Annotated in this window: 10 protein-coding genes; 8 read left to right on the forward strand and 2 right to left on the reverse strand. The window is 48.0% G+C overall.

The window, feature by feature from the left end; genetic code table 11:
* The first annotated feature begins 139 nt into the window (after positions 1 to 139).
* Together gpmA and KO473_RS10685 are read left to right on the forward strand one after the other, a co-directional pair.
* Positions 140 to 886 (forward strand): 2,3-diphosphoglycerate-dependent phosphoglycerate mutase, encoded by a 747-nt coding sequence (gene gpmA, locus KO473_RS10680; protein ID WP_005807593.1) that lies wholly within the window; start codon positions 140 to 142, stop codon positions 884 to 886.
* Positions 887 to 1,053: 167 nt separating this feature from the next.
* Positions 1,054 to 2,106 carry a class I fructose-bisphosphate aldolase gene (locus tag KO473_RS10685; protein ID WP_005780549.1) on the forward strand — a complete coding sequence of 351 codons (1,053 nt, stop codon included), beginning with the start codon at positions 1,054 to 1,056 and terminating at the stop codon, positions 2,104 to 2,106.
* A gap of 178 nt (positions 2,107 to 2,284) precedes the next feature.
* Here the strand turns inward: KO473_RS10685 and KO473_RS10690 are convergent, their stop codons facing one another.
* Entirely contained in the window at positions 2,285 to 5,203 is a 2,919-nt protein-coding gene (locus KO473_RS10690; RefSeq protein ID WP_005821139.1) for a two-component regulator propeller domain-containing protein, read from the reverse strand.
* A 196-nt stretch (positions 5,204 to 5,399) separates the two neighbouring features.
* Here KO473_RS10690 and KO473_RS10695 point away from each other — a divergent pair, with 196 nt between their 5' ends.
* Complete coding sequence (locus KO473_RS10695; protein ID WP_122130172.1) at positions 5,400 to 7,049, forward strand: beta-N-acetylhexosaminidase; 1,650 nt, start codon at positions 5,400 to 5,402, stop codon at positions 7,047 to 7,049.
* A 101-nt stretch (positions 7,050 to 7,150) separates the two neighbouring features.
* Here KO473_RS10695 and KO473_RS10700 read toward each other — a convergent pair whose 3' ends face one another.
* Complete coding sequence (locus KO473_RS10700) at positions 7,151 to 8,617, reverse strand: arylsulfatase (RefSeq protein ID WP_005780543.1); 1,467 nt, start codon at positions 8,615 to 8,617, stop codon at positions 7,151 to 7,153.
* Between the two features lie 405 nt (positions 8,618 to 9,022).
* On the opposite strand from KO473_RS10700, the gene KO473_RS10705 reads away from it, so the two are divergent.
* The 5 genes from KO473_RS10705 (at position 9,023) to fsa (ending at position 18,813) form a co-directional block, all read left to right on the forward strand.
* Positions 9,023 to 10,609 carry a sulfatase gene (locus KO473_RS10705; RefSeq protein WP_005780539.1) on the forward strand — a complete coding sequence of 529 codons (1,587 nt, stop codon included), beginning with the start codon at positions 9,023 to 9,025 and terminating at the stop codon, positions 10,607 to 10,609.
* A 17-nt stretch (positions 10,610 to 10,626) separates the two neighbouring features.
* On the forward strand, positions 10,627 to 12,945 hold the full coding sequence (locus tag KO473_RS10710; RefSeq protein WP_122130171.1) for a glycoside hydrolase family 20 protein: 2,319 nt from the start codon (positions 10,627 to 10,629) through the stop codon (positions 12,943 to 12,945).
* A 110-nt stretch (positions 12,946 to 13,055) separates the two neighbouring features.
* Positions 13,056 to 16,118, forward strand: coding sequence for a glycoside hydrolase family 2 TIM barrel-domain containing protein (locus KO473_RS10715; protein ID WP_005821136.1), 3,063 nt, complete (start codon positions 13,056 to 13,058; stop codon positions 16,116 to 16,118).
* 155 nt (positions 16,119 to 16,273) lie between these two features.
* The gene (locus KO473_RS10720; protein WP_005821134.1) at positions 16,274 to 18,091 is read left to right on the forward strand and encodes an alpha-L-fucosidase; all 1,818 of its coding nucleotides are present in this window, start codon (positions 16,274 to 16,276) and stop codon (positions 18,089 to 18,091) included.
* Between the two features lie 65 nt (positions 18,092 to 18,156).
* Entirely contained in the window at positions 18,157 to 18,813 is a 657-nt protein-coding gene (fsa, locus tag KO473_RS10725) for a fructose-6-phosphate aldolase (protein ID WP_005780531.1), read from the forward strand.
* Positions 18,814 to 18,815: the final 2 nt, after the last annotated feature.

The following is an 18,815-nucleotide window of genomic DNA, read 5'->3' on the forward strand; positions in this document are numbered from 1 at the left end:
ATTAAATAAAAAGGTTACTTACAGTGCACAAAGGTAACTTTTCTCAGCATACTTCAGCATAGATATTTAGAAAAAGTTTCGTGAACTTTGTACTCAGTACAAATGTTCTATAGTAAACACCTAAAGAAAGGAGAGTTGAATGAAAAAGATTGTATTGCTCCGTCATGGAGAAAGTGCATGGAACAAAGAGAACCGTTTTACCGGTTGGACAGATGTCGATCTGACAGAAAAGGGAATTGCCGAAGCCTGCAAAGCGGGTGAACTACTGAAAGAAAATGGATTTAATTTCGATAAAGCTTATACTTCGTACCTTAAACGAGCGGTGAAAACGCTGAATTGTGTGCTCGACCGGATGGATCAGGACTGGATTCCGGTGGAGAAGAGTTGGCGTCTGAATGAGAAGCATTATGGCGATCTGCAAGGATTGAATAAAAGCGAGACGGCTGCCAAATACGGTGACGAACAGGTGCTTATCTGGCGTAGGAGTTATGATATAGCTCCCAATGCCCTGTCGGAAGACGATCCGAGAAATCCACGTTTTGAGAACCGCTATCGGGAAGTGCCCGATGCAGAACTTCCCCGGACGGAATCTTTGAAAGATACCATCGACCGCATCATGCCTTATTGGAAATGTATCATTTTCCCGAATCTGAAAACCGCTGATGAAATTCTGGTGGTTGCCCACGGCAACAGTTTGCGGGGCATTATCAAGCACTTGAAGCACATCTCCGATGAAGAGATCGTGAAACTGAATCTGCCGACTGCTGTTCCTTACGTATTTGAATTCAGTGACGAACTGAATCTGGAAAAAGACTATTTCCTGGGTGACCCCGAAGAAATCCGGAAACTGATGGAAGCGGTTGCCAATCAGGGAAAGAAAAAATAAGATAAGAGGAAACCCCTCATTACGGAATAAAAATGAATATTATTCACCACAGAGTACACGGAGGACACAGAGTTTTAATCTCTTGTTTATTAAGATGTTTAAGAGAAAGATATTCTCTGTGTTCTCTGTGTACTCCGTGGTGAATAAAACTCAAAACCATTACAATTATGAATAAAATTATAGAACTATTGGGTAATCAGGCTGAATACTACCTGAACCACACTTGTAAAACCATTGATAAATCACTGATTCACGTGCCGTCACCGGATACGATCGATAAGATATGGATTGACTCGGACCGTAACATACAGACCTTACGTAGTTTGCAGACTTTGCTGGGACATGGTCGTCTGGCAAATACGGGATATGTGTCCATTCTTCCTGTCGACCAGGATATTGAGCATACAGCCGGAGCTTCGTTCGCTCCGAATCCCATCTATTTCGACCCGGAAAATATTGTAAAACTGGCCATTGAAGGCGGATGTAATGCCGTTGCTTCTACTTTCGGTATTCTGGGGGCTGTTGCCCGTAAGTACGCTCACAAAATTCCTTTTGTAGTGAAACTGAACCATAATGAACTGCTGTCTTATCCCAATTCGTATGATCAGGTGTTGTTTGGCACCGTCAAGGAGGCATGGGAGATGGGAGCGGTGGCTGTGGGAGCTACTATCTATTTCGGTTCCGAGCAAAGCCGTCGTCAGTTGGTAGAGATTGCCGAGGCTTTTGACTATGCGCATGAATTGGGCATGGCCACTATCTTGTGGTGTTATCTGCGCAACAACGATTTTAAGAAAGACGGGGTAGACTATCATGCTGCCGCCGACCTAACCGGGCAGGCAGACCGTCTTGGAGTTACCATTAAAGCGGATATTGTGAAGCAGAAGTTGCCTACTAATAACGGTGGTTTCAAAGCAATTCATTTTGGAAAGACAGACGAAAGAATGTATACCGAACTGACTACCGATCACCCGATTGATCTTTGCCGTTATCAGGTAGCCAACGGATATATGGGACGTGTCGGTTTGATTAATTCCGGTGGCGAATCACATGGAGCTTCCGACCTGAAAGACGCTGTTGTTACAGCGGTAGTGAATAAACGTGCCGGTGGTATGGGGTTGATTAGCGGACGTAAAGCTTTCCAAAAACCGATGAAAGAGGGAGTGGAATTGCTCAATGCCATCCAGGATGTATATCTGGATGCATCTGTCACCATTGCTTGATTGAGTTTGATTGTTAGAATGGAGAATGGGGTATGGCTGTGTCGTACTCCATTTTTTATTCAGTGAAGTTATATTCGGATAAGAAATATGCTGGGTCCGAAAGGGTGTAGCTATCCGAGGCATAGGGTGTAGCCATGTACTCCGGATGGTTATACCCTATGCATCGGATGGCTACACCCTATTGCTTTTTCCTTATTTTCTCTTTATACTGAGTCGGTGTCTCTCCTGTATATTGCTTGAATGAAGTACTGAAATAACGGGATGTTGTAAATCCTATTTTTTCCGCTATCTCTGTAAAGGTGAGATCGGTGGTTGAGATCAGTTGGATGGCCTTTTCCATGCGGAATTTATTGATGTAATCGTTGGCGCCCATGTTGGTCATGGCCTTTAACTTGTTGTAGAGTGAAGCACGGCTCAATCCCATTTCCGTACAGAGGAAGGTGACGTCCAGTTCGGGACTGTCCAAGTGGTCGGTGATTAGCCGGTTCAGTTTTCGTAGGAAAGTCTCGTCTGGTTGGCTGAGTTCGCTCTTTTCCTCTTTGGGGATATTTTTAATGTCGGTGTCCGTTTTACTTTTCTCTCCGTTACGGAGCCGGTTTCGTATCAGCTCTACGATTTGCAGTTCTCTTTCACCCGTCTCGGTGAACGAGGGGAGGAGTTCGTTGCTGACATTGACCAGGAATCGGATTTTTTCTTCATATTCCTGTAACTCCCGCTCTTTTAGTTCCCATTTCAACCGGTTTTGCCTGCGGCGCAGAATGGTGAGAATGACGGCAGCAATGACACCCGATGCAATAAGCAATACACAGATGATGAACCATCCGCTCCGGTACCAGGGAGGTAGTATGGTGAGTGACAGGATAGGACGGAAGGGAGTCCAGTCGCCATTCTTGGTACTGCATGCGGCCAATATCCGATATTTGCCTGCCGGAAGTGAACGGATAATCAGTTCCGGATCGTACGATTCAATCGGTTCGTCGTTCAATCCTTCTATCTGATAACGGTATCTTTTTTTACGGAAAATATCTTGTTCGTGGGACATTATGCGTAAGGTTATGGTCCGGCTGTCCTGCGGGAGGGTCAGTTTCTCCGGCTGTCCTGTTATCTGGTTAATGGCCGGCTCACCGTTTATGTATACGTCGGTCAGTTCCACTTCCGGAAAGTCGGATGGAGCTGTCGAAAAACGGTTATCGATGCAGAGCAGTCCGTTTGCGCCTCCCATATAAACTTCTCCCTTGCCGGAGACAAGCCGGGGTTTTGCCAGATATTCATTCGGAATAACTCCGTCCGATTCGCCGAAAAGGATGAACTTCCGGGATTGCAGCATCCAGGCAAACAACATGTGGTCTGCCCCGATCCATACTTTTCCCCGATGATCGCAAATGACCGAACTCACTTCACCGAACAGGGAAGTTGGCAACGGATGATACCGGTTGGTCGACGGCGTATACTGTCCCAGTCCGGTGTTGCTGCCAATCCAGAAATCACCTTTCTCGTCCATCGAAACAGAATATAATAATGTATCGCCCGTACAGCTGAAAAGTCTTTTCAGACAGTTGTTTGTCCGGTCCAGTTCGTAGAGGGTACGGCTGTCGTTGAGGTAGGTGAAACGCTCGTTGTGGGCAATGGCATTCATGCTGCCGGCAATCTCCATACCTTCTTCTTCATTCACTACGCGTATTTTCTGCGAGCCGGTGTCGTATCGGTAAATATGTCCTGCCAGCAAGAGGACGCTGCCCGGTTCGTCCTGATAGACATTTACCGCCATTCCGCTGTAGTAGAGATATTGTTTGAGGCGGGGATGGTCGATGGTCAGTAACTGTTGTTCTCCATTCGCTTTGTTGTAAACAAACAATCCTTTTGAAAAGACAGAGAGTAAGAGTGTTTCCCGGGTGAAACCGGCGATAGAGACTACTTTGTCTCCCCAGGTAGACCGGTCGTGACGGAACTCTTCCGTGTCGGGGTCAAGACTGTTGATACCTCCGCCGTCTGTACCGATCCAGATCCGTCCGTCCGATTCGTCCTGATAAAGACTCAGTACGGCGGGATCACTCAGCCCTTTGCTACTTCCGGGAAAGACATCGGTATAGGTCTTCATGGATACTTCACGGATATTGATCAAACCCTTGCGAATGCTTCCGGCCCACATGTTGTTATAGGTATCGTTGTAGAGCGATAGGATAGAGTTGACGGGAAGTGAATAGTTATCTCCGGGGATATGTTCAAGAACGCTGATCTGATGGTTGTCCGGACGTATGATATTGATGCCTCCTCCGTCTGTTCCTACCCAGATGTGCGAGTCCCGTTCGGCTATGCTAAGCACCACGTTGTTGCTGAGGCGGGAGTTTGCGGTAGTGTACGAGGCTAACAATCTGCCTTCGGGACTGAAGCAGCGCAAGCCTTCATTGTAGGGGGCCACCCAGATGCGGTTGTGCGAGTCGATCAGGAGTGCCATGATCTCTTTCCCACAGTCGAATGGAGGGAGACGGCGTTCTCCCGAACGGAGATTGATCAACCTGAGACCTTGCCACCGGCTGCAACATAGCAGCGTCTCTTCGTCCCATCGGCTGATGGCGGAGATGGCGAAGTAAGGGTCGGAACTGAAGTCCAGCAGAAGTTTTACGGAACGGTTTTCATAATCGTAACGATAGATGCGGTTGCGGCCGCCGAAGATCACCCCCTGTTCCGTCAGGCAAGCGGAATAGGCGAGGATGGAATGTCCCTGTTCGTCTTGTGGAGTTGTAAAATCGTCGCTTTGCCTGCGATACTGCGCTATTCCGTCATCGGTCAGTACCCAGATGTTGTGTTGATTGTCTTCAATGATCTGATGGATGTAATTGTGTGGCAACGAGTGCGCATCTTCTTTCCGGTGGATATATTTCTTCAGCTTTTCTCCGTCGAACCTTCCCAATCCCGCATTGGTGCCTATCCATACGAAACCTTTGGGTTCGGTATAGACACATCGCACGGTAGAAGGGAGTCCCTCCTTCAGGGAAATCTGTTTATAGTAGTAATGGCCGGCTTTCAGCGGGAGGCAGCAGACTGCCAGAAGTATGGTCAACCAACAGAGAAGGCCGGTATATGGGTTGTTTTTCATGGATGCATATCTATCACGTTAACGGCAAAAGTAACAGTTTGCATAGACGTGACCAAAAAAATGGAAATAAAATCTTATCTTTGCCGAAATGAATAACATTAACCACAGAGTACACAGAGTCCCATAGAGCGTATCTTCTATGCTTCCTTCCTCTATGGAACTCGGTGTGACTCTGTGGTGAGCAAATCAAAACACTATGAACAAGAGATTATTATTCCGTTTAGCTCCCGGTTTGTTGGCCGTTGTGCTATTCTGTGCCTGTCGCCCCGCAGTTATCGAAAAGGGGAATCTGGACGTAATTCCTCAGCCGCAAGAGATTGTCCTTGCCCAAGACACTACACCTTTTGTTATCAACCACAGTACTACGATCATCTATCCGGCAGCTAATGAAAAAATGCATCGTACTGCCGATTTTCTGGCTACCTTTATAAAAGAGATGACCGGAACCGAAGTCCGTGTGTCCGATAAAGAGAAGGGCAGTAACGCCATTATCCTTGCTGTAGATACGACAATGACTCACCCGGAAGGTTATAAACTTGAGATCACCCCTGAGAAGGTTCTTCTCACCGGAGGCAGTGAGGCCGGAGTATTCTACGGTACCCAAACCATCCACAAAGCCCTTCCGATTCTGAAGGACGGAAAAGTGGCGGCAGCTCTTCCTGCCGGGACGGTTACCGACTTTCCCCGTTTCCGTTATCGTGGATTCATGATCGACGTAGGTCGCCATTTCTTCCCCGTCAGCTACCTCAAACAGATGATTGACCTGATGGCATTGCATAACATCAACTATTTCCATTGGCACCTGACCGAAGACCAGGGGTGGCGAATTGAAATCAAAAAGTATCCCAAACTAACGGAAATAGGTTCCAGACGAGATTCTACCATTATTGACTGGGAAACCAAGAAGTTCGATGGAAAGCCTCACAGTGGTTTCTATACACAGGATGAAGCCCGTGAGATTGTCCGTTATGCGGCCGATCGCTTCATTACGGTAGTTCCCGAAATAGACCTTCCGGGACATACTACAGCCGCCCTGGCTTCTTATCCGGAACTGGGTTGCACGGGTGGTCCCTATAAGGTGCTTTGTTCATTTGGTGTATTTCCCGATGTGCTTTGTGCCGGTAACGAACAGACACTTCAGTTTACTAAAGACGTGTTGGACGAGATTATGGATATTTTCCCTTCCGAATACATTCATATCGGTGGAGACGAGTGTCCGAAGAGCCGTTGGGAGAAATGCCCTAAATGTCAGGCTAAAATTAAGGAACTGGGTATCAAAGCGCTGCCTAAACATTCGAAAGAGAATCAGTTGCAGACCTATTTCATGTCTGAGTTGGAGAAAGAGATCAACGCCCACGGACGCCGTATGTTGGGATGGGACGAAGTATTGGAAGGCGGTCTGACCCCGAATTCTACCATCATGTCATGGAGGGGTATTCAAGGAGGCATCGAAGCTGCGCGCCAGCATCACGATGTCATCATGACTCCTATCCAACGGCTCTATTTCAGCAATCCGCGCATTAATAAGATGACCGGATTCGAATGGATGAATCGTGTATATAACTTCGAACCTGTTCCTGCCGAACTGACCGATGCCGAAAAGAAGTTTGTAATCGGTACTCAAGGTTGTATCTGGACGGAGTGGACTGCCGATTCAACCAAGATGGAGTGGCAGATTTTACCTCGAATGGCTGCTTTGTCCGAAATACAATGGACATTGCCGGAACATAAAAATTTTGACCGTTTCATGGAACGTCTGCCTGAGATGTTGAAGATTTATTCCGACCTGGGGTATAGCTACCGGAAAGATGTCTTTGCGGCAGATACGGTGGCAGTGAAGCAATAACTGCAAGTTATTAATAATTATAGAGGGCACAGAGATTTTCCATTGAAAGAAATTATCTCTGTGCCCTCTGTGTATTCTGTAATGAAGTAAAATGTTTCTTCTTATTTTTCTCCCGGTAACAGTGGGAAATTAGGATTTGGCACATGTGCAGCCTGCATGATGCCTTTCAGTTCGGCCACTTTTTCCGGGAACTGGTTCAGTACATTGTGGCGTTCCGACGGATCGGAATTCAGGTTGTAGAGTTCGAAATACGGGTTTTTGCCGCGAACGTTCATGTGAACTAACTTCCACGGGCCTTTACGTACGGCCTGGCGTCCGTTCATCTCCTGGAACTCAAAATACAGATATTCGTGTTCTTTCTGTCCTTTGCGGTTTTCAAGTAGTGGTAACAGGCTCACACCGTCCATCTGTTGGTTCTTGGCTTTCGGGTTCAATATTTCACGGAAAGTGGGCATTACATCCCAGAACGAACACATGAAGTCGGTTTGGGTACTGGGTTGTACACGTTCCGGCCAAGAGATGATCATCGGTACACGGATTCCTCCTTCGTAGAGGTCGCGTTTATATCCGCGCCAGATGCCGTTGCTATTGAAGAAGTCCGGATCGGCTCCGCCTTCCATGTGCGGTCCGTTATCGCTGGCAAAGATGATGATGGTGTTGTCATAGATACCCATATCTTTCAGCTTCTGTACAATCTGGCCTACATATACGTCGAGGCGGTAAACCATGGCTGCAAAGGTTGCGTGAGGGTAGAACTGAGAGCAGTATCCGCCTTTACGGAATGCCGGGCTACCCGGTTCGGTGCCATGGAAAGGCTTCTCGGGATACTTGCCGCGGAACTTTTTGATAATGCTGTCTTCGGGCACAATCAGTTCGGCATGAGGGATGATGGTAGGATACCACATGCAGAACGATTCTCCGCTTTTTCCCATCCGGTCAAGGAAGTCGAGTGCCTTTGAGTGGATCAGGTCTTGTGAGTAAGTACCTTTGCCATACTGCACATCCAGTGTGTTGTCTTTCAACTCTACTCGTTTGTCATTGTCCCACAAGTGATCGGGATAGTAGCTGTGTGCCAGCAATTGGCAGTTGTAACCGTAGAATTCGTCAATTCCCTGTTTTTTCGGATCGCCTGTAGAGCCGATGAATCCCAGTCCCCATTTACCGAAAGCGCCGGTTTTGTATCCTGCGTTCTGAAAATCGTGGAAGATGGTCTGTGCATCTGCCGGCAGAGGGAATTGTCCTTCCGGATCGAGTTCGACGTTACCACGGATAGCCGTATGTCCGCTATGAGTGCCTGTCAGCAGGCAAGAGCGTGAGGGGGCACTTACCGTTGTTCCCGAATAACATTGGGTGAAGCGCATTCCTTCCTGGGCCAGTTTGTCGATGTTGGGAGTTTCGAACTTCTCTTGTCCGTAGCAACTCAGGTCACCGAATCCGAGGTCGTCGGCCAAAATGAAAACTACGTTCGGCTTTTTGGGGTCCTGAACTTTTTTCTTTTGTGCAAACGCTTGTTGTGTTCCGGCCATGCCGACAAGCAGCGCACTGCTGAGCAATAATTTTTGATTCATAAAAAGAGTTTGTTGATTAGGTTTGTATTTAGTTCATTCAGTATTTGTTTTTGAGTTTAATTCACCACGGAGGCCACAGAGAACACAGAGAATATCTTTCTCTCAAACATCTTAATCAACAAGAGATCAAAACTCTGTGTCCTCCGTGTACTCTGTGGTGAATCGTATTCATTTCTAAACAGTTTTGTCAGGCTTCTATGTCTGCAAATATACAAATTTCAGTTAAGACTCGTTCACAACAGGCTTCCGATTTTGTCTATCCGATGTTCAAAAACGTCTATAAATGCCCTTTTTATTCCATTATTAGACGTTTTCAGAAGAATCATAGTTGTTTTTGAACTCTATGGGGTGTTAAAACTCTTTATATTTGTACCACTAATTAATCCCTAATAGAAAAACTACTTTATGATGAACAACCTATCTTCCGGAATTCTCTGCTCGCTGACAGGTGCGGCGGCAGTAGCTTCTTTGGCTTCATGTGCCACAGGCAAACAGAAAGAAGAGCAAAAACCCCTGAACATTGTTTATATTATGACGGACGACCATACGGCACAAATGATGAGCTGCTACGATACCCGTTATATGGAAACTCCGAACCTCGACCGTATTGCCCGTGACGGCGTACGTTTTACAAATTCCTTCGTTGCAAACTCTCTGAGCGGTCCCAGCCGTGCTTGTATGATCACAGGCAAGCATAGTTGTGCCAACAAGTTTTATGACAATACTACCTGCGTGTTCGACAGTGCCCAGCAAACTTTCCCGAAACTGCTTCAGAAGGCCGGCTATCAAACTGCACTCGTAGGCAAGTGGCACCTTGAGAGTCTGCCCTCAGGATTCAATTATTGGGAGATCGTGCCCGGACAAGGTGACTATTATAACCCCGACTTTATCACTCAGGACAACGACACCGTTCACAGACATGGGTACATTACCAACCTGATTACCGATGACGCTATCGATTGGATGGAGAACAAACGTGACGAGAGCAAACCGTTCTGCCTGCTGATTCACCATAAAGCTATCCACCGCAACTGGATGGCGGATACCTGTAACCTGGCTTTGTACGAAGACAAAACCTTCCCGCTGCCCGACAATTTCTTTGACGATTACGAAGGCCGTCCGGCTGCCGCAGCGCAAGAGATGAGTATTGTGAAGGATATGGATATGATTTATGACCTGAAGATGCTTCGCCCCGATAAAGATTCACGTTTAAAATCGCTCTACCAGAGATTTCTGGGACGTATGGACGAAGGACAACGTGCGGCATGGGATAAATTCTACGGTCCGTTGATCGATGACTTCTACAAGCAGAATCTAAGTGGGAAGGAACTTGCCAACTGGAAGTTCCAGCGTTACATGCGTGACTATATGAAGACAGTGAAGTCGCTGGACGACAATGTGGGACGTGTGCTTGACTATCTTGAAAAGAAAGGATTACTGGATAACACCCTGGTAGTCTACACTTCTGACCAGGGCTTCTATATGGGCGAACACGGCTGGTTCGACAAACGCTTCATGTACGAAGAATCGATGCGCACACCGCTGATCATGCGTATGCCGAAGGGCTTTGACCGTCGTGGCGACATTACCGAAATGGTTCAGAACATCGACTATGCACCTACGTTCCTTGAATTGGCCGGTGCTCCCGTTCCTGCCGATATTCAGGGTGTATCTCTGTTACCGTTGCTGAAGGGTGAACAACCCAAAGACTGGCGGAAGGCACTGTACTATCATTTCTATGAGTATCCCGCCGAACATATGGTGAAACGCCATTACGGGGTACGTACCGAACGCTATAAACTGATTCATTTCTACAATGACATCAACTGGTGGGAACTTTATGATATGCAGGCTGATCCGACGGAGATGCATAATCTGTACGGGCAGAAAGAATACGAACCTGTAGTGAAAGAACTCAAAGAGCAGATGCTGCAACTTCAGGAACAGTATAATGATCCGGTACGTTTCTCGCCGGAGAGAGATAAAGAATAAGTGGAAATCCCGGATATATGAAACACATTATAATATGCATACTCCTGCTGACGCTCTGCCCCCTTGCGGCGTTGCAGGCCGATGACTTAACACAAACAGTTTCTATAGTCCCCTGCCCGGTACAAATGGTATCGGGCACCGGGCATTTCCGTTTTTCGGGAGGTACTACGCTGGTTGTGGAAAATGCCGAGCAGGCGAAAGTGGTACAGAATTTTATAAACCTCTTCACCAAAGCTGCCGGGTTTACTCCCGTACTGAAAACGGGAAAGATGAAAGGCGATGTACGTTTCGTCACCGACAAGTCATTGAAAAGCGAAGCCTATCGGTTGGATATCATTCCAGAACAGATTACGGTCAGAGCATCGGATGTGAAAGGGTTTTTCTATGCCTTGCAGACCATCCGCCAGTTGCTTCCTCCCGATATTGAAAATCATCATACAGTCAATGCACTGTGGACGGTTCCTTGTTTGAGCATTCAGGACGAGCCCCGTTTCGGTTACCGGGGGCTAATGCTTGATGTTTCCCGCTTTTTTCTTCCCAAAGAATATGTGTTGAGAATCATCGATTGCATGGCTATGCTGAAGGTGAATAAACTCCATTTCCATCTGGTGGACGATAATGGCTGGCGGCTTGAAATTAAGAAATATCCCCGGCTGACCGAGGTCGGTGCCTGGCGGGTGGATCATACCGATGTGCCATTCCATTCGCGCCGGAATCCGTTGCCCGGAGAACCGACTCCCATCGGTGGCTTTTATACCCAGGAGGATATGAGGGAGATGATAGCTTATGCTGCCGACCGTCAGGTAGAGATCATTCCCGAGATAGAGATGCCGGCACATACCAATTCGTCACTGGCTGCTTATCCGCATCTGGCTTGTCCCGTGGTAGACCGGTTTATCGGTGTATTGCCCGGTCTGGGTGGAGACCATGCAGGAATCATCTACTGTGCCGGAAACGATAGTGTATTCACTTTTCTGCAAGATGTCATTGATGAAGTGGCTGCGCTTTTTCCTTCACATTACATCCATCTGGGTGGCGACGAAGCGCAGAAAACTTATTGGAAAAAGTGTCCTCTTTGCCAGGATCGTATGAAGAAAGAACACATTGCCCATGAAGAGGACCTTCAAGGCTATTTCATGAAGCGGATAGGCGACTATGTGCGCAGTAAAGGTAAAGAGGTGATGGGATGGGACGAGTTGACAAACAGCTTCATCCCCGAGGGAGCCGTTGTCTTCGGTTGGCAAGGGATGGGCAACGCTGCCCTGAAAGCTGCTGCGCAGGGACATCGCTTTGTGATGACTCCGGCCCGTGTGATGTACCTGATCCGTTATCAAGGACCGCAATGGTTTGAACCACTCACTTATTTTGGTAACAATACGCTGAAAGACGTTTATCAATACGAACCTGTGCAGAAGAATTGGAAGCCCGAATATGCTTCGTTACTGATGGGCGTACAGGCATCGTTATGGACGGAGTTCTGTAACCGTCCCGAGGATGTGGACTATCTCGTCTTCCCCCGTCTGGCAGCACTTGCCGAAGTGGGATGGAGTCGCCCGGAGCAGAAAAACTGGGCTTCGTTTCTGAAAGCGCTGGATCGTTATAACGAACACCTTGCCGTCAAAGGGGTGGGATACGCCCGTTCTATGTACAACATACAACATACGTCTACTCCGGTTGATGGTACATTGCAAGTGAAACTGGAGTGCATGCGTCCCGATGTGGAAATCCGTTATACAACCGATGGCGCCGAGCCGGGAGCAGCTTCTGCTCTCTATACTCAGTCACTCATGTTCCGTACCGCACAGACCTTGAAGTGTGCCACTTTTGCCGATGGGCGGCAGATGGGAAAGACCCTCGTGTTACCTTTGTCATACAATAAGGCTACTGCGAAACCGGTATTCACCCGGGGGGCTTCCGGTGTTCCGGTTTTAACCAACGGAGTGCGTGGCAGCTTGAAACAAACCGATTCCGAATGGTGCTCGTGGACAGACAATGATAGTATTTCTTTTACGATAGATTTGCAAAAAGAAGAAAATATCCATACTTTTACGCTGGGTTCTATTACAGTGTACGGAATGGCTGTGCACAAACCGGAGTCCGTCAGTGTTGCGTTGTCTTCGGATAACATTAATTTTACGGAAGTGGGAGAGAAGCGATTTACTCCCGAAGATATTTTCCGTGAAGGAACTTATGTGGATGATTTGAAATTCGATCTGGGAGCGGCAAAGGCCAGATATGTGCGCGTTACAGTTCGTGGAGCCGGAAAATGTCCTCCTGATCATGTGCGTCCCGGACAGGAAGCGCGCGTCTTTTTTGACGAAGTTATGATCGAATAGGATCCGTATTTACCTTTAAAAATCAAAGGGAGATGTGTCAAAAGTCTTCTGTCGCGAGTTTTGACACATCCCCCGAGAAAGATAATTGAATATTAAATACCTGATAAACAATGAACAAACCTATCAAACTAACCTTTCTACTGCTACTGGCCTGTCTGGTTATGGTGCCCGCAAAGGCGCAGAAGACTCCCGAATGGCAGAGCCAATATGCGGTAGGCCTGAACAAGTTGGCCCCTCACACCTATGTGTGGCCTTACGCAGATGCTGCCGATGTGAAAAAAGGGGACTATGAACAGTCTCCCTATTATTTGAGCCTGAACGGCAAATGGAAATTCCATTGGGTGAAGAATCCCGACCTCCGTCCGAAAGACTTTTATAAACCTTCGTTCTATACCGGAGGGTGGGCAGACATTAATGTACCCGGAAACTGGGAGCGTCAGGGATATGGAACTGCTATTTATGTGAACGAGACTTATGAATTCGATGATAAGATGTTCAACTTCAAGAAAAATCCTCCTCTCGTACCGTCTGAAGAAAACGAAGTTGGCTCTTACCGCCGAACTTTCACTGTGCCTGCCGGATGGAAAGACCGCCGGGTGGTTCTCTGTTGTGAAGGTGTCACCTCTTTCTATTATGTATGGGTGAACGGCCATTTCCTCGGTTACAACCAAGGCTCAAAGACGGCAGCCGAGTGGGACATTACTGACAAGCTGGAAGAAGGCGAGAATACCGTCGCACTTGAAGTCTACCGCTGGAGTTCGGGCTCTTACCTGGAATGTCAGGATATGTGGCGTTTGAGCGGCATTGAACGTGATGTATATTTATATAGTACTCCGAAGCAGTACATTGCCGACTATAAAGTAAATGCCACCCTCGAGAAGGAGCGTTACAAAGATGGTATCTTCGGACTCGATGTTACCGTTGAGGGACCTGCCAATGGAGCGGTATCTATAACTTATAGCCTGAATGATGCAGCCGGACGTCCCGTACTTTCGGGCGAAATGCCTGTCAAATCACGTGGGTTGAGTAACTTCATCACTTTCGGTGAACAGCGCCTGAAAGACGTGAAGCCTTGGAGTGCCGAGCACCCCAATCTCTATACGCTCGTGTTGGAACTGAAAAATGCGGGAGGACGGGTGACGGAAGTTACCGGTTGCGAAGTGGGTTTCCGTACTTCGGAGATCAAGGACGGACGTTTCTGCATCAATGGTGTACCTGTGCTGGTGAAGGGAACCAACCGGCATGAACATTCGCAATTGGGACGTACTGTCAGCAAAGAGCTGATGGAGCAGGATATCCGATTGATGAAGCTGCACAATATCAATACCGTGCGTAATTCACATTATCCCACTCATCCGTACTGGTATCAGCTTTGCGATCGCTACGGACTTTATATGATCGACGAGGCCAACATCGAGTCGCACGGTATGGGCTACGGTCCTGCTTCGCTTGCCAAGGACAGCACTTGGCTGACAGCACACATGGATCGTACACACCGTATGTACGAGCGTTCGAAGAACCATCCTGCCATCGTCATTTGGTCGTTGGGTAACGAAGCCGGAAACGGAATTAACTTCGAACGTACCTATGACTGGTTGAAATCGGTAGAAAAGAATCGTCCCGTTCAATACGAACGTGCCGAGCAGAATTATAACACCGATATTTATTGCCGGATGTACCGCAGTGTCGATGAAATCAAAACCTATCTGGCACAGAAAGATATTTACCGTCCGTTCATTCTTTGCGAATACGTGCACGCCATGGGCAACAGCGTAGGTGGCCTGAAGGAGTATTGGGATGTGTTCGAAAATAATCCGATGGCACAAGGCGGTTGCGTGTGGGACTGGGTAGACCAGTCGTTCCGTGAGATAGACGCGAATGGGCGTTGGTATTGGTCGTATGGTGGGGACTACGGTCCCAAAGGAGTTCCGAGTTTCGGTAATTTCTGCTGCAACGGGTTGGTAAGCGCTGACCGTGTCCCGCATCCGCACTTGCTTGAAGTGAAAAAGATTTATCAGAACATCAAGTGTACCTTGCTCAATAAGAGTAATCTGACCATAAGAGTGAAAAACTGGTTCGACTTCTCCAATCTGAACGAATATATCCTGCATTGGCAGGTGGTGGGCGATAACGGACAAACGGTCACAGAAGGAACAAAAGAAGTGAATTGTGCGCCACATGCTACGGTTGATATGACATTAGGAAAAGTTGTCTTGCCTGCCAATGTGCGTGAAGGATATCTCAACCTGAGCTGGACTCGTAAAGAAGTTTCACCGATGGTGGGTACTGATTGGGAGGTGGCTTACGACCAGTTTGTATTGCCCGGAACAAAGAACAGTACAGCTTATCTGCCTGCCAAGGCCGGACAGACTGCTTTTACGCTGGATAAGGCGACTGGTGCTTTGAACTCTTTTACACTGGACGGGCAGGAATTGCTGGCAACTCCTGTTACACTGAGTCTTTTCCGTCCCGCTACGGACAATGATAACCGCGATCGCAACGGTGCTTATCTTTGGCGTAAATCCGGACTCGATCAGCTGAGCCAGAAAGTGGTGTCACTGAAGGAGAGCAAGAGTACCGCTACTGCACGAGTAGAAGTCCTGAATGCGAAGGGAACTAAAGTGGGGGATGCCGATTTCATTTACTCACTGAATGCTGCCGGGGCTTTGAAGGTGAAAGTGACTTTCCGTCCCGATACGGCTGTGGTGAAATCAATGGCACGCCTGGGGCTGGCCTTCGAGATGAACGATACGTTTGGCAATGTGGCTTATCTGGGACGCGGTGATAACGAGACTTACGCTGACCGTATGCAGTCGGGCAAGATAGGGCTGTATCGGACTACTGCCGAAAGGATGTTCCACTATTACGTGACTCCGCAGTCTACCGGAAATCGTACGGATGTCCGCTGGATGAAATTGGAGGATGAAGCCGGACAAGGAATCTTTGTCGATTCGAACCGTCCGTTCCAGTTCAGTGTCGTTCCGTTTACTGACGATGTGCTGGAGAAAGCCCGCCACATTAACGATCTGGAACGTAACGGCCGTATCACTGTTCATCTGGATACCGAACAGGCAGGTGTAGGGACAGCAACCTGTGGTCCCGGTGTACAACCGCAATACCGTGTGCCGCTGACGGAGCAGAGTTTTGAGTTCACGCTGAGAGGAGTGAAATAGACAGAATATTTAACGTGGAATAGAAAAGGATACGGTTTACCACAGAGTTTCAGAGAGTTTTTAAGTTCTTGTTAATAGGATATTGAAGAGAGGAAAATCCTTTGTGAGAGACTCTGTGTTACTCTGTGGTGAATCAAACTTAAAACAATAGATTTATGAAGAAACTTATTTTATCGACGGTTCTGCTTGCAGCTATCTGTACAGCCGGACAGGCCCAAAAAAAAGACGACTACTATGTGAAGCACGTGGAATTTCCGCAAGGTGCTACCCTTGAGCAGAAAGTCGATATGGCAGCGCGTCTTGTACCTACTCCGCAACAGCTGGCGTGGCAACAGATGGAACTGACTGCTTTCCTTCATTTTGGTATCAATACTTTTACCGGGCGTGAGTGGGGAGACGGAAAAGAGGATCCCGCACTCTTCAATCCCTCCGAACTTGATGCGGAACAATGGGTGCGTTCACTCAAAGAGGCGGGTTTCAAGATGGCTATCCTGACCGCCAAGCATCATGATGGATTTTGCCTGTGGCCTACCAGGACTACTAACCACTCCGTGGCCTCTTCTCCTTGGAAAGGCGGAAAGGGTGATGTGGTGCGTGAACTCCGTGATGCCTGTGATAAATACGGTATCAAGTTCGGTGTTTACCTCTCTCCCTGGGATCGGAATGCATCTTGTTATGGGGATTCTCCGAAATACAACGAATTCTTTATCGAACAGCTGACTGAACTGCTTACCAATTATGGTGAAGTACACGAAGTCTGGTTCGACGGAGCCAATGGTGAAGGTCCCAACGGAAAGAAACAGGAATATGATTGGACCGCCATCCTCTCTACCATCCGTCGTCTTCAACCCCATGCAGTGACTGCCATTATGGGTGACGATGTACGATGGGTAGGCAACGAACGCGGACTGGGACGTGAAACGGAGTGGAGTGCCACCGTATTGACTCCGGGCACTTATGCCCGTTGTGAAGAGCAGAACAAAGCGTTAGGTGTAAAAGCGACTTCCAAAGATTTGGGCGGACGCGACATGTTGGTTAATGCCAGAGAACTCTTCTGGTATCCTTCCGAGGTGGATGTATCGATCCGTCCGGGATGGTTTTATCATCAGCAGGAGGACGGTAAGGTGAAGAGCCTCAAGCATCTGACCGATATTTATTTCAAATCTGTGGGTTACAACTCGGTGTTGCTGCTCAATATCCCTCCCGATCGGCGCGGACGCATCAGCGATGCCGACGTTAACCGTCTGAAAGAGTTTGCCGACTATCGCAAAGAAATTTTTGCCGATAACCGTGTGAAAGGCGGATTGAAACCATGGGCTGCCAAACCGGGTGATACCCATACCTATCAGCTGAAACCGAAATCGGAAATCAACGTGGTGATGCTGCGTGAGGATATCTCGAAAGGACAGCGTACAGAAGCTTTTACTGTCGAGGCACTGACTGCCGGAGGATGGAAGGAGATAGCCAAAGGTACTACCGTGGGTTATAAACGTCTGATACGTATTCCGGCTATCGAGGCCACTCAACTGAGAGTGAAGATTGATGCTTGCCGTCTGACGGCTAATATCAGCGAAGTGGCTGCCTACTATGCCCGTCCGTTGGAAGAGGCGTCTGCGAAAGAAAATTGGAACGATCTGCCTCGTGCTACATGGAAACAAGTGACTGCCTCTCCGTTGGTGATTGATCTTGGAAAAGCCGTAGAGATGGCAGGTTTCGTATATGCTCCTGCCAATGCGGAAGCGAAGCCGACAATGGCTTTCCGTTATAAATTCTATGTAAGTATCAATGGTGAAGACTGGAAAGAAGTGCCGACTACCGGGGAGTTCAGCAACATTATGCACAACCCTGTTCCGCAGACCGTTTCGTTCGGCAACAAGGTCAGTGCCCGCTACATCAAACTCGATGCCACTACACCGGACGCTACTCCGGCAAAGGTCGCTTTGAACGAAATCGGTATCCGTTTGCAGAAGTAAGTCGTTCCATTGAACAACTGCTCCAGGTTATCTGTTTGAATATAAGATATTAAACACTATTAGGTATGAAATTCTTTATTGATACGGCTAACTTGGAGCAAATCCGGGAAGCACACGATTTGGGAGTCTTGGACGGAGTAACGACTAATCCTTCTCTGATGGCTAAAGAGGGGATAAAAGGAGTCGGGAACCAGCGGAAGCATTACGTGGAGATATGTAACATCGTGCAAGGCGATGTCAGTGCCGAAGTGATCGCTACTGATTACGAAGGAATGATTCGGGAAGGAAAAGAGCTGGCAGCCCTCAATCCCCACATTGTGGTGAAGGTGCCCTGCATTGCCGACGGCATCAAAGCCATCAAGCACTTTTCCGAACAGGGCATTCGCACCAACTGTACGCTGGTCTTTTCTGCCGGTCAGGCTTTGCTGGCTGCCAAAGCGGGAGCTACGTATGTTTCTCCTTTCGTAGGACGCCTGGATGACATTTGTGAAGATGGTGTCGGACTGGTTGCCGATATTGTGCGGATGTACCGTTTCTACAATTATCCTACTCAGGTGTTGGCGGCCTCCATCCGTAGCACCAAGCATATTATGGAATGTGTGGAAGCCGGTGCCGATGTGGCGACTTGCCCGTTGAGTGCCATTAAGGGGCTGCTGAATCATCCGTTGACAGATGCCGGGCTGAAGAAATTTCTGGAAGATTATAAAAAGGTAAATGGATAAGG

This window comes from Bacteroides sp. HF-4919 (assembly GCF_018860125.1).